Raw genomic sequence first — 14,479 nt, forward strand, 5'->3', positions numbered from 1 at the left:
TCAGGGTCACGTCCGGACAGTAGCAACCGCGTTCGTTCACGTCCCCTGAGTTAGCTCTCAAGTCCGCGTAGAGCATTCCGTTAGGGGTTCTTAGGCTCGCCCGTGCGATCCGCGACAGCGTCCTGAGCCGGGCGGAGGCAGACCCTCTCGGGGCCCACCCACCTGGACGGGCAGGCCGTGTCGGACTGGGTCGCCCGGCAGGGGGAGACTCCGGCGGCCGCCCACACGGCCCGCGCCGGCCCAACAGCGCCTCGCTCGGTACCTGGGCGGCCCGTCCCTGCTGCGCCAACTGCGCCGGATCAGGCGGAGGTGCGACACCATCGCCCTGCTGCGGTGCATCGGCAATCCAGACCGGTGGGCGGTAAAAGGCGTCTCGTGAGCCGCTGCCGCTGCACTTGTAGACGTACCAGGCTCCGGCCCCGCTCGGTTCGTCCGCGGCTGGAGTAGCGTCCGGGCGGAACACGGCGGCCTCCACGCGCTGCACAACATTGCCCGGCCGGTCGCCGTAAGCTGCTTGTGCGACGCCGGGAGGCGGCTCGTAATCACTGCGGCGGTACGAGCAGTTGGCCCGATCGGGATTGTCTACCTCGCCTGCCTCACCGCCACCGCCTCCACCCGCACCCTCGTTGCCTCCGCGGGGGACATCTCCTCCTCCGCCCTCGCGGGGCGTGCCGTCCCGCCCTCCTTTGCCGGCATCGAGTTCGCACCCCGGATGAGGATTCTGAGAACAATCGACGTTTCCCCAAGGGCCGTCGGCCAGTGCGGGAACCGCGGCCCCGACCACGGCCGTCACCGCGAGCCCGGCAACGAGCACCGTGCGCCTCAGCACGAGCCCACCTCCCAGACCGCGAAGCGGGTGACCTTCCAACCCCCGCCATTCTGCTTCTTGACCTCGGCAGTGATGTCCCGGCGTCCGTCGGGCTTGTCGTCGGCGAGCTCTCCGGTGTCCTTCCGATACCTCAACCAGTGGGTGGAATCTCCGCAGTCGGAGATCATCACGGTGGTCGGATTCGTCGGCGGCTCGATCTTGGTCACCTTGGGGTGGTTCTTCGGCTTCCCCTTGCTGACCAGGCCGTTGAGGTGATCGGCGTACAGTGCCCGAGAGATGGCCGACAGAGCGTCCCCCGTCGCGTAACGACCGAGCTTGGACGAGTCCCAGTCGGAGGTCTCCGCGGCGTCCGCCATGTCCTGCCACATGCCGACGTAGGCAGAGGTCGCCTGTCGCCGGGCAACGGCTGCGGTCGATACCGAGCGAGTGGGCCCGGATCGCGTGGCAGCCGGTGTGTCACCACGTCCCGAGCCTTCGGAGCGCTCCCCTGCCTGCCCCGACGTGCCGGGCCCGCCGCAGCCGATCAGGAGCAACACAAATGCAGCACTCCCGGCCGTCCGGCAACCGGGCAGTCTTCGATCCGCGATGAGCCTCACAGCCACATCACCTCGTAAACGATGCCGACTCCTACCCCTCGCACCCTCGTACGGGGGCATATCCACCACTACTTCTGGCTCTCATCCCGCGTCGCAAGGTGCGGACGCGCACTGACTTCAGAGTGAAGGCGGGGAATTTGCAGTGCCTTTGCCAGGGTGGCGGCTCAATCCGCCTCAGTGCCTGTTCCTGAGGCCGACATGACAGAGCTGCGGTTGTGATTGGTCGGTGAACGGCTCGTTGGATCTGGCCGCCTGGCCGCCTGACCCGTGGGCGGGCGGACGGCGGCAAGCCGGCTCGCCGGGTGGTGCCTCAGTTGGCTTTGGCGTGGGCTGGTCGGTGGGAGCGCAGGATGAGGGCTGCCAGGGTGGAGGCCAGGAGTGTGAATGCGGCGGTGGTCAGGAATGCGGTGCGGGCGCCGGGGACGAACTGGCCGGGGACGGCTCCTGCGGCGTAGACCGAGACGACGACGGCGAGTCCGATGGCGCCGCCCAGCTGCTGGACCGTCTGGAGCAGGCCGGAGGCCGATCCGGCGTGCCACGGCTCGACCCCGCCCATCACCAGGGAGGCGGCCGGCATGAAGGTCAGTCCGGCAGAGATGCCGTTGATCAGCAGGGGGCCGAGGACCGCGGTGCCGTAGCCGCTGGTCCTGTCGATGTTGCTGAGCCAGACGTAGCTGGCGGTCAGGCCGAGGGTGCCAGTGATCAGCAGCGGCTTCTGTCCGAAGCGGGCCACCAGCTTGGGGCGATCCGTGCCATGCGAAGATACCCAGCGTCATCGGCAAGAACGCGGCACCGGCAGCGATGGGGCCGAAATGCAGCACCCGCTGGACGTACTGCACGACCAGGAGGAACGTGGCGATCTGGGAGCCGAAGACCAGGGTCGTCACGGCGAGAGCGCCCAGGCGGCGTCGGTCGCGCAGCAGGGCGGGCACCAGCATCGGGTGGGCGACGCGGCGTTCGGTCATGGCCAGGGCGGCCAGGAGCACGACGCCGACTGTGAGAGAGCCGATGGTCTGGGCAGAGACCCAGCCGTGCTGGCGTGAGCCGATGGGGCTCGGTGCCGCGATCGGTGCGCTGGTGACCGAGCGGGCGTGGGAACTCCCGGCCGTCGGCGCTTCGCTCACACGTGGTGGATAGGGGCGGAGTGCCGCCCGGCTGATTCAGGCTGGGGAGTCGATTTCGCGGATGCCGCCTCCGGGGCCGGTGGCCAGGTACTCCAGGAGCAGGGTGAGGGCGTTTGCCGCCAGTTCCTGTGCGTGGTCGTCGCCGAACTCACCCGTGCCAGGCTCGTCTTCGTCGGTGACGTCGGCCAGCTCGAAGGTGGTCTCCCAGGTACGGTGGACCGGCCAGCGGTCAGCACGGGCGGTGAACCGGATACGGATGGGCCAGCTGTCCCCGTCCGCGGCGACGTCCACGACCTGGATGGCGCCCGACCGCGGGCAGTCGATAGAGCGCCCGCGCAGCGCGTCAGCGGTCATCCGTGCGGCGCGGGCGGAGGAGAAGGACGCGGCAGTCATACCCGAAGGCTAGTGCGGGGGCGGGCGGTGTGTGGCCCGTCCCCGCGTCCCGTCAGCAGCGGGCGCCAGCGCCGGCCAGGTCTTCGTGGTAGGCCGTGATGATGCCCTTGATGCCCGTCGAGCCGTAGTTGAGGTACGACACGACGACGCGGTACTGGCCCCTGCAGGGCGCGAGATCCTTCAGCAGGAAGACTCGCGTGTTCCGGTCCTGGTCATAGCTGGTAGTGGGGCGAGCGAGGGTGTTGGCGATGTCCTCGTCGACAGTGGGGCTCCAGTGCTTCTTACGTATCTTGTTGAAGCCGAAGCCAGTCTCAGTGCCGCAGCGCAACGGGACCTTGTCGAATGGCACGTGCGGGACGTACCACTTGACGATGTGCCCCTTGGTCTTTCCGTCGCAGGCATTCGGTTTGAGGACCCGGGGCGTAACGGAATCCGCTTGCGCAGGAGGCAAAACCGAGGACAGCGGGAGGAGCGTGAGGGCGGCCACCGCGAACGCACGGAAGGCGGTCGGTGATCTGAAATTCAACGTTTCTCCAGTTTGGTCAGGGCTGGATGTCGTTGGACAGAAGCACCGTATTCACGCGCAGAAGTGAGACCAAATGATTTATGACGTGTCCATTGTCACGTGTGTCGCGAGAACCGGTCCGCCCGCGGCCGTCCCCTGACTGGCTATGTCCACGAGAAGGTGGTGCAGACGCCGGTCCACCAGCTCGCTGCAGACCGCGGCCGGGGCCCGCGGGGCGGCGAGCGGTGCGGACGGTTCCCTACCGCGCGATCTACCAGGAGGAGCAGTACGGCGGCGGCCGCGAGCACGGCGAGGCCGCCCGCAACCTGGGCGGTCAGCGGCAGGTCCTCGTCGGCAACGCTGGCGAGTCCGGCGAGGACCGCGCCATCGGGAAGTGATCAACGGTCTGGTTCAGGCAGCCGTAGGCGTTGCTCAAAGCGAGCAAACCGCGCAGCAAGACGCTCTCTCATCGTGATCCTCGCCATCTCAAGACCTCAAATACTGCCAGCGCAAATTGGCACGGCTCCTTAGCCTCGATCATTCATGAGGGTCCGTCATCTTGCTGACGGCTCTTTGCGGTGGGTGTCGGTGGGGATTTTCGGAGTCCGGGCAGGTTGATGGTCCGGCTGTCGCGTCGGGTGTGCGCCGGGTTCCACGGCTCCGGTGGGCTCGTGCTGCTCGCAGGAATGGGAAAGTACTGGTCAGCCGGGGTTCGGGAGGGCGTGGAGCCGGTCCAGGGCGTTGGCGATCACGTCGGTCCAGGGCCAGTGCTGGGTGACGCGGAGGTAGCGGCGGCGGCTGGTGGTGATGAGCTGGGCGGCGGCGGAGAACAGCCGAAGCCGTAGTCGGCGGGGTTCCCAGAGCCGGGCTTGGCCGGTCAGGGCGAGCAGGGGCATCCAGGCCAGCAGGTCGAGGGCGATCTGGACGATCTCCAGCCAGATCTGGTTCTGCGCGGTGTCGTGGAGGGGGAGGTTGCGCAGGCCGGTGGCGCGGGCGGCGCGGATGCGGTCCTCGGCCCGGGCCCGTTGGCGGTGGCGTAGTTCGAGGGTGTCGATCGCCTCGACGGCCGTGTTGGTGGCGAAGCAGGTAAGGCGCATGCCGTCAGGGTCGGTGAAGCGCAACTGGGCGCCGGGGTGGGGCCGTTCCTTGCGGACGATCAGCCGCAGTCCCTTGGGCCAGCCGGTCAGGCAGTCGCCGGCGAGTTCGGCGACCCAGGCGCCGTCGCGGATGTCGCCGTCGGGTTCGACGGCCGGTGTCCAAGCCGAGGCCGGGACCTTCAGGACGGCCTGGTGGACGGCGTCGGTGATGGTCATGCCGACCGAGTACGACAGCCACCGTCCGCGCTGGGCGAGCCAGGCGACGAACTCATGGGTGCCGCCGCCGGAGTCGGTACGGATCAGCGTCTGCCGGCCGCGTCGCAACCGTTTCGGCAGCTGGGCCAGAGCCAGCTTGGCGGCCTCGATGTGGTCTGCGGCGGTGTTGGAGCCCGCGTTGCCGGGCCGCAGCAAGCCCACGACCGGCTCGCCGGACCCGCCGCGACCGTGGTCGACGAACCCCATCAGCGGGTGGTGCCCGAACGTCTTCTTCCAGGTCGCGGCGGCGTCCTGCTTCTCGGAGTGCGCCAGGACGAGGACGCCGTCGATGTCCACGATCACCTGCCCGGCCGCGTCCGGCGCTGATTCACCGGCCAACCGCCATACGTGTTCGCGTACTTCAGCACGGGCGGTGCGCAGCGCGGCCAGGACCCGCTGCCCGCCCGCCGCCAGCCTGCTGATCAGCCGGGAGACGGTGGGGTCGGAGGCCACCGGACCGAACACGGCCGGCTCGGCCCGCAACATGCCCACATCGGCCAGACAGACCCCGCCCAGGGCCACCGCGAGCGCGACATCCAGCAGGATCTTGCCCGGATCGTGCACCGCCCGCGGCTTGCGCGACGGCACAAGGGCCGCCGATATCGCCGCATCCAGACCGGTCTTGCGGACCGTCTCGACCAGCAGCACCGCCCCGGCCTGCGAGACGGCCCCGACGCCGCCGCCCTCGACGCGGACACGCGGGTACAACCCGATACGCTTGCTCACCTGGAGAGTGCTTCTTTCCGTGCAGCCAAAGGGACCCTAGACAAGTCCCATCGTTGCAGGTCAGCGGCACTCCCGCTTATTTGATCAAGGCATGGACGAGCGCTCATGAAACCGCGAAATAGCCGAAGGGGTTCGTGCCAGGCGTGGGGCGGGTGCTGATGGGCTCGTCGTACGTCGGCATGTTGGTTCCGTAGGAGGTGCGTGGGTCCAGTGGTGCATCGCCGGATAACCGGCCTCCTGGGGCGAAGCCCGGCTGCCTGATGGGGTGATTCTCGCCTCGGGGCGGGCGCAGTACCGTGGGTATCTCACCGGGAGTGGCCTGCGTCGCGGTGTCCGAGCCGATGTTCTCGAAGTCCTGGTCGGTCCGAGTTTCGTTCCACTCATGGCCGTCAGCCGACGACCTGAGGTTGTCCCTGCCGGCCTCGATGCGGGCGTGCAGACCGTCCAGGGCAGGCTTCCAACTGGTGGCGATCTCCGTCAGGGCGGGCCCGATCGACCAGCCGCTCAGTGAACTGCCCGCCGTCCTGGCCTCCTTGACCGCCTCGTCGGCGGGGCCCTTCATGGTTCGGGCTATGTCGTCGCAGGCTCCGGCGGAGGCACGTAGTTCAGCCGGTTCGACTTTGGTGCTCTGGGACACGTCCGGTTCCTCTCAGGCGTTCAGAACTGCTGCTGCTGGACGCCGGGCGGGAGCATGCAGGGGGTGCGTACGGAGAAGGAGAGTCGCTGTGGCTTGGTCTTGCCTGAACCGACGGTCTCTGCTGTGACCCGATAGGAGTTCTCCTTGTGGCGGGCTCTGAACACCGCTGACGCATAGGCGTCCTTGAACTCCCGGTATCCGGTGACCTCATAGCCTTGCGGGGAGAGTTCCCGGCGGAGCGTCCGCACGACGCGTGTGTGTTCCGTGACGGAAGCCGGGGAGCGAACGTAGTAGAAGAGGCTGTACCGGCCGTCCTCCGCCACCTCGTCGTTCTCCCCTATACACGCCTCGAAGTTCGACTCGGCCGTCGAGGGAATGATCTCGACATCGGCGAGACGGGCCATGTACGCGGTGTAGTCCTCGGCCCATTTCACCGCAGCGTCCTTTTCCATGCGGGGCAGAGAGGCGTTCGGGTCGTCGCTCTGGGACATACAACCTCCAGTCAGGAGCAGGGCCGCGAAAACAGCGAGTGCAGTGCGCAGAAGAGAGTTAGATAACAGGGAAGTAGATTCCGTCGACGCCGTCCTTTGGAACCTCCGTGGGCTGCCTGCCGGCGATGATTGCGCCCTGGTTGTTGAGAGATTCGCTGCACTCGTTCCAGTAGCCGCCGTGGCCACTGGTGTCGACTCTAAAATTGTTGCCACCGAAACCTGTCATCTTCGGGTCTGCGCCCAGGCCGTAGCCGGCAAAGTGATTTCTGACGAAATCGTCCTCCGCCGCGCCGACCCATACGTGTTCAGGATCCATCTGCAGATCCCCCGCCTCGTCCACGGTCATCCCCGGACTGCCGACCACCACGACGTCGTCCGCGACCAGGCCGGAGCCTCCCGCGGCGGCGGCACCGACCACGGTGGAGCCGTAGCTGTGCCCCATGACGGTGGTGTGGCTCGGTGATCCGTCGTGCGAGGCTTGTATGCCGGCCACGAACCGACGCAGATCCGGGGCAGCGTCCTCGGCCCGCCCGGTATCGTCGACGCTGTTGAAGTCGGTCAGCTTGGCCTCGGGAGCGTCGTAACCGAGCCAGGTGACCATGGCCACGCTCTCGCCGTCGGACTGTGCGCTGGCGGTGGTCTGCAGCTTATCGATGCGTTCGAGCTGGCCGGGCACGTTTTCCATGGTTGTGTTCGTGCCCGGCACCAGGATCCCGGTGTGCGCGGCGGTATCCGGGTTACCCATGGCGATGACGGCCCGACCGTCGTCCTTGGAGTCGTAGCCGAGGAGGTACAGCTCCTTGCCCTTGGGGGCGCTGTCCCCGGCGTTTAGCCGGTCATTGAGCAAGAGGGCATTGTGCAGGCGCTGGTTGACCGTTTCGCCGCTTTCTCCCGGGTACCCCTCCTTGGAATTACCGAACTTGGCCATGTTGAGGTCCTGTGCGAGGACCGTGCGATTGGCATCGTTGCGTACGTCCGTCGGCAGACCGTCAGTCGCGCCGATCTCCTTCGGATAGAGTGTGGTGTAGGTCTGACGCTGCTCCGGGCTGAGGGTCTTCCACCACTCGGCGGCGGCCTTCGGGTCGTCCTCGGGGATCTGTGGAGGCGCCGAGCCAAGAGTCTTCAACGCCTTCTTGGTGTCCTGGGCAGATTCCGCTTCCGCGTCGTTCTTGAACGGATCGGTGAGGATGTCTCCGTTCAGCTCCGTTAGAGCCCTCACGCCTTGGTTGCTGGCTTTGCGCGCGTTGCTGAGGGCCGCGTCGATACGTGCGCGATGCTCCTGGAGCAGAGCGCCGCGCGCCTCGGCGGTCACCTGGCTGTTGCGTGGAAGGTCCTCGACTACTCGGTCGCTGATCCAACCGTCGACGTCGACCTCGAAGTCGTCTTCCTCCGCACCCGATACCGCATTGCGGAGTTCCCTCTGTGCCTCCTCCATCCAGAACCTCGTGTGTTCCAGTACGGAGAAGATGGTCATGGCCTCCGTCTCGACCACACCTATCCGCGATTCGACATCCTCCAAATAGAAGAGAGCCGATTCGGCGTCGTCGCCCTGCCAGGAGTGGTACAGCGGTCCAGTGACCTGTCGACGGTGACGATCGGTCAGCGAATCCATCGTCGTCGACAGCTTGCGCCAAGCCTTGGCTGTGGCTTCCATGTCCGAGAAGTCCTGCTTCATCAGCCGGGAGAAGTCAGAGGCCATGTCGACGCCCGCTCGGCCCGGACACTAAACTTTGAGAGCATGACAAGCCGCTAACCGTCGACATGATACAAACCCCCGTTGCCCCCTATGAGTTCGGCTGATTCAGTTGTCTGCTAGATCGCAGGCGTTTCCAGCGTTCCTCTTCGAGACGCCGCTTTCAGTGAGTTGTGTAGTGCAAATAACTGTGTCGATCCACTCCCCTTCTGCGCCTTTCGCGCATGCGTTCACCCTCGCTGCGGTCAGGCGGTAGTCCCGATCGGACAGGTACTGCTGGCAGGCGTAGGCTGTGGCGTTCGCAGGCGTTGCCACAGCCACCATGCCAGCGATCAGAGCAGCTGCCACTACAGAGGAAGCCGCTCCGCCGGCAAGAAGCCTCTTTGTTTTGATCACGTCGGCCCTTTCGTGTCTGCGTCGAATATGCCGGGCGGTCCTGGCTGTTCCCGGAAGTGCGAGTGCACTTCGGTCAGTTGGACACGTCAGAATTCCCGCGATCAGCTTGCCCCGGCGTGGAGCAGATGTCGTTGACCATGCGTGCAGAGCGCGTTGACTTTGCGTCTACACCTCTGGGCGCTGGGCGCGCTGCCGGTAGTCGCGGGGCGGGAGCCTGTAGGCGGCGCGGAAGGCGCGGCTGAAGCTAACGTAGTGGTCGAACCCCCAGCGCGCTGCGATGTCGTGGATCGGGGCCGTGCTCCAGCCCGGGTCGGAGAGGTCGTGGCGGACGCGTTCCAGTCGTTGGCGCCGGATGAATGCGGACACGGTGTCGCCCTGGTCCTGGAACAGGCGGTGGAGGTAGCTGATGGAGATGTGATGAGCAGCTGCGATCGAGGCCGGAGCAAGGTGTGGGTCGCGCAGATTTTGGCGGATGAAGGCCCGGATCCGCAGGGTCAGGGTGCGCCGACGGGACTCGGGCGGCAACGTCTGATCGTCGTCCAGGACACCAGCGAAGACGGCAGACAGCAGGTCGACCACGATCACGGCGATCCGGGGCCCATCGGAGGGCGTGTAAGAGCTGGCGTCCGAGGTCACTTGATGGAGGAATTGCGCAAGTAGTGCAGCGATACCGTGCTGTGCTGGTATACGGCAGGGGATGAGCCTGTCGGCTCTGTTCGAAGACAGTGGCAGGAGTGCTCTGGGTACCTCCAGGCCGATGCCCGAGTGGGCTCGGCCGTCTTCTCCTGCGGTGACAGTAAGAGGGCGCGAGGTGTTGATGACGCACAGGGTGGAGGGCTCAGAGACGATCTCGTGATCGTTCTGGCTGGCCCCGAGAATCCCTTGCAGGGGCAGGGAGACATGGATGCCCTCGGGGTCGGACTGCCGGATGAGTTTCGGTGTTCGTATAAACCGGACTGGTTGGAAGGTGGTCGGCCAAACCAGTACATCACCAAAGTCCAGCAGCCGTTGCTCAGCCTGGAAGTCGTACCGGTGGGCGCTGTCCAGTTCGAGCGGAGCATGGGTGCGGCTGATCAGGTCACACCAGAAGTCGAATCGGTCCGATGCAGGCAGGTCATGCGTACGGAAGACCTTCTCGATCACAGCATTACTCCAGCGAGATGAGCGGAACACGGCCTCTGAGGTTCCTAGTGTCTCGTGTGCCCCACCCCGGCCGTGGTCGACGAAACCCATCAGCGGGTGGTGGCCGAAGGTCTTCTTCCAGGTTGCGGCGGTACCCTGCTTTTCGGACTGCGCGATGATGAGGACCCCGTCCTGGTCCACGAGTACCCGCCCGCCCGCACCAGGGACGGCCTCACCGGCCATCCGCCAGACACATTCGCTGACTTGAGCACGGGTTTAACGGAGCCGCCGCCAAGTCCCGTTTCCCGCCCGCGGCGAGTGTGTCGATCAGCCGTGAGACCGTGGGGTCGGAGGCCACAGGCCCGAACATAGCCAGCTCGGCCCGCAGCATGCCGACATCGGCCAGGCAGTTCCCACCGAGTGTCACCGCGAGCGCCACACCCAGGAGGACCTTGCCCGGATCGTGCACCGACTGCGGCTTACGCTACGGCACCAGCGCCACCGATATCGCGGTATCCAGACCGTCTCCACCAGCAGCACAGACCCGCCTGCGCCACCGCCCGTCGGCCGCCGCCCTGGACACGGACACGTGGGTATGACCCGATACTTTTCTGCACCTGAGGAGTGCAGCTGTCCCAACGATAAACAGGACCCTAGACAGGTCTCATCGTCCCAGGTCAGCGGCACTCCTCGCTCATTTGATCAAGCCCCGGACAGGTCACCTCGTGAAAGCGCGAGGCTAGGGCGCCAACCGGCAGGCTGCTGGGCATCCTTGGCTCATGTCGCTCGCAGCAATCGCCCTCGTCGTGGCTTCCCTGAGCGCCCTCTTCACGGGCCTGAACATGACGTTCTCGGCTCTGACGTACCGCCGCGCTCGGCCTAGGGTCGAGGTGTGGGCGGAGTCTCTGATCCTTCCGTCGGACAGTGACGGGGAAGACGGGCATTGCACCCTCCAACTCCGTATCACCAACCGGAGCGCAACGGCGGTAGAGGTGGAATCTGTCGAGTTTTGACGGTCTTGGCCCGGCGTCCAGCATGGGCGGCAAGCGCCAAGGACTCCGCCCATCCGTCTGTGTTGGCGTGCAGGGGTGTCCAGCGGTCGGCATCGATCCCGAACTCGCCTTCAGGTCCGATCATGAATCCGTAGGCCATGGACACCCGACCGCTCCCGGCCGAGAACGACCAGCCTTCTGTCGCCGAGCCCTCGGGATGGTCGGCGTCCAGGATGCGCGGGCCGCCCTCGTAGAACGGGGCCGGCGGCAGGGCAAGGCCGCCCCAGCGGTCCTGGAATTCCACGGCCCGGTCGATCTCCGCTGCGGGGATTGCGTACCCGGCCCAGACGTCGCGCTGGCGCCGGATGTCCTGCGTGGGGACACGGATGTGGCCCGCTATGGGAGCACCACGAGATGGGGTGCCTCGCTTTCCTGCTGGCAGTGCTCGCCGGAACGGCAGAAACGGAGTACTTCGGCTACCTCTACGAAGTGCTGAAGCCGACTGAGCACCGCTTCGCGACGGCCGACCAGACCCTCGGAACGACCTGCCCGCCGTCGAACGGGCCGCCGGCCGCCGCCCCTGCCCTGCGGTCCAACACCGGAATGAGCGGCTCGGACCAGCCGTAGCGGTCCGACCACGGGTCGATGTGGACGGGCCGCGTGCGTCCTGGTCCCATCGCAGATGCCTTCACCCGGGAACTGCGCATGGTCGGCCCATTCAGCAAGCACCCTCGGTCTCCCCGGGCGCCGCCTGGTGCACGTCGCCGCTGCTCCAAAATCCAGGAGAGCACGCGCACACCCCTGCTGTTCCGGCGCCTCCTCGATCGCAGCTCATCCACCAGGCACGAGGAGCCCGGTCCGGCCGCGGACTGCCTCGCGGAGTGAGGGCCGGACACTCCGCAGCCAGGGACGCCTCTCCAAACGGCTCACAGCCAACTCGCAGGCCCTGGCTCCGGCACGGACGATGGACGCGACCGACCAGGCAAGGCGAAGAGGACGCGAGATGCCCCGCAGGCACACCGGCCAGACCACCATGTCCCGTCACCGCGCCATCGTGGCCACGCTCGGCTGGGCTCTGGGAGCCGGCATCCTCGTCGGCTGCGGCGACAGCGATCAGGACGCGGCTCCCTCGCCGCGGCCCACGTCCAGCAGCCCCGATGCGGCGTCCTTCTCGGGAGCGCCACCGTCCGCGCTGGCTTCCCAGGCAGCCTCAGCGATCGCCTCCGCTCACGCTTCCGCCTCGGCGGCGGCCTCCTCCGCGTCGGCCCGCGCCTCGGAGTTCGAAGCATCCGTGGAAGCGGAGGCCGCCCGCGCCGGCGCCGCCGCCGAGAAGGAGCTGAAGAACGTCAAGGGACGCGGCAACGCTGTATCCGAGGTCGGAATGAAGGGCCTGCCCAGCAACGAGACCAGCGGTCTGCTCGCCGTCCTCGTCACGATCACCAATAAAACCGACAGCACGGCCTCCTACGCTGTGCAAATCGATTTCGAGGACACCAACGGCAATGTCGTCGAGACGAGATTTGTGGGTGCGGAGGATCTTGAGCCGGGCAAGCAGGAACAACCCATCGCCTTCAGCCGACTGCCTCAGGACGCGGAAGTGACACCACGCCTCGCCAAGGCCCAGCGATACTGAGCATCTGCCCCCCAGCACAAAGCCGCGAGGCCGGAAGGGACGGTTGGGACGGTCATCTTCTTCCGTAGCTCGGTACGCACCCTCATCCTGGTTCCCAAGGGAAGGAGATCGCGTGCCGGACGACACAGGAGTGACGCGCCGCCAGAGTACGGAGGCCGCGGCGACCACCCCCGTGACCGTACCGCTGCTCACGACAGCCGGGGCCGGCGAGCAGCCACAGGCGCTGCGCGTCATGACGTACAACCTCAAGGTCGCCCACGCCATCGGCGGCAACCGCTGGGCCGTGCGTCGCCCGGTGATGCGGGAACTGCTGCGCCGGGAGCGTCCGCACGCCATCGGTACCCAGGAGGGCCGCTACCGGCAGCTGCAAGGCATCAAGAAGGACATGGGCCCGCACCACGACTGGATCGGCATCGGCCGCATGGGCGGCAGAAAGAACGAGTTCGCGGCGGTCTTCTACGACACCCGACGTCTGAAGCCGATCCAGTCCGACCACTACTGGCTCTCCGACACGCCGTCCGTGATCGCCTCCAACACCTGGGGCGCGGACCTGCCGCGTGTGGTGACATGGGTCCGCTTCAGCGATCTCGCACGCGAGGGCAGGGAGTTCTACGTCCTCAACACCCACCTGGACCACCGGAGCCAGTACGCGCGGGAGCGTTCCGTGGAGCTGATCGGCGAGACAATCGCGGGGTTCGACAGCTCGTTGCCGGTCGTGGTGACCGGCGACTTCAACGTCGCAGCACACCACAACCGGGTCTACGACGCGATGCTGGCCCTCGGGCTCGTGGACACCTGGGACTCGGCGCGTGCCCGCGGCCCGCTGTACGGGACCTTCAACGGATTCAGGCCGCCGGAGCCCGACGGGCAACGCATCGACTGGATCCTCACCACCCCCCGGGTGACCACACTCTCGGCAGCCATCAACACATTCACGATGAACGGCCAGATGCCGAGCGACCACCTACCGGTGCAAGCCTCGCTGGACCTGGACCCGGGCATGTGAGTGCATCGGCATCGCTAGTCGGCTGACTGGGCGTCAGCCAGCAGGAGGGTGTGGACTCCAGCGCGTAGGAGCGTCCCAGCGGTGTCCCAGCCGCTCGGCATGAACAGCAGGTGATCCGGCGTCCCAGCGTCCCGGCATCCCATCGGGCGGCAATTCCTTGCCCTGCACGGGAGTGTCCCGCCAGCCTCACTGTGGCTCGGCACCGTCCCCAGGACTCCACTGTCGCCAGAGCCGGTTCGGCTCCGGCGCAGTTGCCGCGCCATCCACCACGCACAGAGGAATGAATGGAGTGAAGATGAAACTGAGGTCAATGCTGATCACCACCGCGGCGGCCGTCAGCCTGATCAGTACCGCTCTGGCAGTACCGACGGCTGCCCACGCGGCGGCCGACGCATCCCCTGCCCAGCATTCCCGAGTGGCCGCCGGCGAAGTCGGCCCAGCCTCACTCCAGTGCAACCTCAACCTCATCATGTGCTTCTGGACTTTCCCCGACTACCGCTCGCTCGACAACGAAGTCCAGAAGTCACTGCTCGTGCCGTCGGGCCTGTGCCGGAGGATCACTACGGGGGTGTCCGACTTGAGTACGTCGTTCTGGAACCGCACCGGCGCCACCCAACGGGTCTGGAGCGAAGCCAATTGCACCGGCCAGAACTTCCTGGTCCACACCGGCGTGCGCATCCCTCGCTCGCCCTTCCCAGTTCGAAGCGTCGGCGGTGTCTGAGCTCGCAGCCGAAGGGCAGCGGTAACCGATACGCGCCGCATACCTCAATCTGGCAGGGCTGCCACACCGGCCGGCACCCGCGTAGGGGTTCCGAGGGCCGTGGTGGCAGCCCTGCCGTGTCGAGCTCCTGGCGTCCGGCCGGTGGTCGGGGGGGGGGGGGGGGGCGGGGCGGCGCCCCCCCCCACGGGAGTGGGCGCGAACTGCCAACGCATCACCCTGCGGCCCGGCAGGCCCACCCGCGCGCCCCCCCACCCGCACCCCCC

At 66.8% G+C, this 14,479-nt stretch carries 15 protein-coding genes and 2 pseudogenes; 6 read left to right on the forward strand and 11 right to left on the reverse strand.

The genetic code is table 11. The annotated features are described in order from the left end of the window. Positions 1 to 822 precede the first annotated feature (822 nt). Entirely contained in the window at positions 823 to 1,185 is a 363-nt protein-coding gene (locus ACFWYS_RS34820; protein ID WP_384777561.1) for a hypothetical protein, read from the reverse strand. A 550-nt stretch (positions 1,186 to 1,735) separates the two neighbouring features. Then, a complete protein-coding gene (locus ACFWYS_RS34825; protein ID WP_384777564.1) occupies positions 1,736 to 2,158 on the reverse strand; it encodes an MFS transporter in 423 nt (140 codons plus the stop codon). A gap of 79 nt (positions 2,159 to 2,237) precedes the next feature. On the opposite strand from ACFWYS_RS34825, the gene ACFWYS_RS34830 reads away from it, so the two are divergent. After that, positions 2,238 to 2,468, forward strand: coding sequence for a hypothetical protein (locus tag ACFWYS_RS34830; RefSeq protein ID WP_384777567.1), 231 nt, complete (start codon positions 2,238 to 2,240; stop codon positions 2,466 to 2,468). 117 nt (positions 2,469 to 2,585) lie between these two features. Here the strand turns inward: ACFWYS_RS34830 and ACFWYS_RS34835 are convergent, their stop codons facing one another. Together ACFWYS_RS34835 and ACFWYS_RS34840 are read right to left on the reverse strand one after the other, a co-directional pair. Then, the gene (locus ACFWYS_RS34835; protein WP_384777570.1) at positions 2,586 to 2,942 is read right to left on the reverse strand and encodes a hypothetical protein; all 357 of its coding nucleotides are present in this window, start codon (positions 2,940 to 2,942) and stop codon (positions 2,586 to 2,588) included. Between the two features lie 52 nt (positions 2,943 to 2,994). Then, complete coding sequence (locus ACFWYS_RS34840; protein WP_384777573.1) at positions 2,995 to 3,429, reverse strand: hypothetical protein; 435 nt, start codon at positions 3,427 to 3,429, stop codon at positions 2,995 to 2,997. Between the two features lie 263 nt (positions 3,430 to 3,692). Here ACFWYS_RS34840 and ACFWYS_RS34845 point away from each other — a divergent pair, with 263 nt between their 5' ends. Further along, on the forward strand, positions 3,693 to 3,845 hold the full coding sequence (locus tag ACFWYS_RS34845) for a hypothetical protein (RefSeq protein ID WP_384777575.1): 153 nt from the start codon (positions 3,693 to 3,695) through the stop codon (positions 3,843 to 3,845). A gap of 303 nt (positions 3,846 to 4,148) precedes the next feature. Here the strand turns inward: ACFWYS_RS34845 and ACFWYS_RS34850 are convergent, their stop codons facing one another. From ACFWYS_RS34850 to ACFWYS_RS34880, 7 genes and pseudogenes are all read right to left on the reverse strand, one after another. Then, positions 4,149 to 5,525 carry an IS1380 family transposase gene (locus ACFWYS_RS34850; RefSeq protein ID WP_384777578.1) on the reverse strand — a complete coding sequence of 459 codons (1,377 nt, stop codon included), beginning with the start codon at positions 5,523 to 5,525 and terminating at the stop codon, positions 4,149 to 4,151. 103 nt (positions 5,526 to 5,628) lie between these two features. Beyond that, the gene (locus tag ACFWYS_RS34855; RefSeq protein WP_384777581.1) at positions 5,629 to 6,162 is read right to left on the reverse strand and encodes a hypothetical protein; all 534 of its coding nucleotides are present in this window, start codon (positions 6,160 to 6,162) and stop codon (positions 5,629 to 5,631) included. A 20-nt stretch (positions 6,163 to 6,182) separates the two neighbouring features. Further along, positions 6,183 to 6,653, reverse strand: a complete 471-nt coding sequence (locus ACFWYS_RS34860; protein WP_384777584.1) for a hypothetical protein — start codon at positions 6,651 to 6,653, stop codon at positions 6,183 to 6,185. A gap of 58 nt (positions 6,654 to 6,711) precedes the next feature. After that, on the reverse strand, positions 6,712 to 8,352 hold the full coding sequence (locus tag ACFWYS_RS34865) for an alpha/beta hydrolase (protein ID WP_384777587.1): 1,641 nt from the start codon (positions 8,350 to 8,352) through the stop codon (positions 6,712 to 6,714). A gap of 555 nt (positions 8,353 to 8,907) precedes the next feature. Continuing rightward, positions 8,908 to 9,915, reverse strand: a complete 1,008-nt coding sequence (locus tag ACFWYS_RS34870; protein WP_384777816.1) for a helix-turn-helix domain-containing protein — start codon at positions 9,913 to 9,915, stop codon at positions 8,908 to 8,910. Positions 9,916 to 9,936: 21 nt separating this feature from the next. Then, positions 9,937 to 10,481, reverse strand: a pseudogene (locus tag ACFWYS_RS34875) (transposase); the annotation flags it as partial. 394 nt (positions 10,482 to 10,875) lie between these two features. Then, positions 10,876 to 11,298: pseudogene (locus ACFWYS_RS34880) on the reverse strand (hypothetical protein); the annotation flags it as partial. Between ACFWYS_RS34880 and ACFWYS_RS34885 the strand changes: the two are divergent. From ACFWYS_RS34885 to ACFWYS_RS34900, 4 genes are all read left to right on the forward strand, one after another. Further along, positions 11,271 to 11,483, forward strand: a complete 213-nt coding sequence (locus tag ACFWYS_RS34885; protein ID WP_384777589.1) for a hypothetical protein — start codon at positions 11,271 to 11,273, stop codon at positions 11,481 to 11,483. The pseudogene ACFWYS_RS34880 and the gene ACFWYS_RS34885 sit on opposite strands and share 28 nt — an antisense overlap. Before the next feature lie 406 nt (positions 11,484 to 11,889). Continuing rightward, positions 11,890 to 12,489 (forward strand): hypothetical protein, encoded by a 600-nt coding sequence (locus ACFWYS_RS34890; RefSeq protein WP_384777819.1) that lies wholly within the window; start codon positions 11,890 to 11,892, stop codon positions 12,487 to 12,489. Between the two features lie 112 nt (positions 12,490 to 12,601). After that, the gene (locus tag ACFWYS_RS34895; protein WP_384777592.1) at positions 12,602 to 13,495 is read left to right on the forward strand and encodes an endonuclease/exonuclease/phosphatase family protein; all 894 of its coding nucleotides are present in this window, start codon (positions 12,602 to 12,604) and stop codon (positions 13,493 to 13,495) included. 310 nt (positions 13,496 to 13,805) lie between these two features. Then, positions 13,806 to 14,216: a hypothetical protein gene (locus ACFWYS_RS34900; protein ID WP_384777595.1), complete on the forward strand. Its 411-nt coding sequence runs from the start codon at positions 13,806 to 13,808 to the stop codon at positions 14,214 to 14,216. The last annotated feature ends 263 nt before the right edge of the window (positions 14,217 to 14,479 follow it).

The organism is Streptomyces sp. NPDC059010 (assembly GCF_042740355.1).
GTDB lineage: Bacteria > Actinomycetota > Actinomycetes > Streptomycetales > Streptomycetaceae > Streptomyces.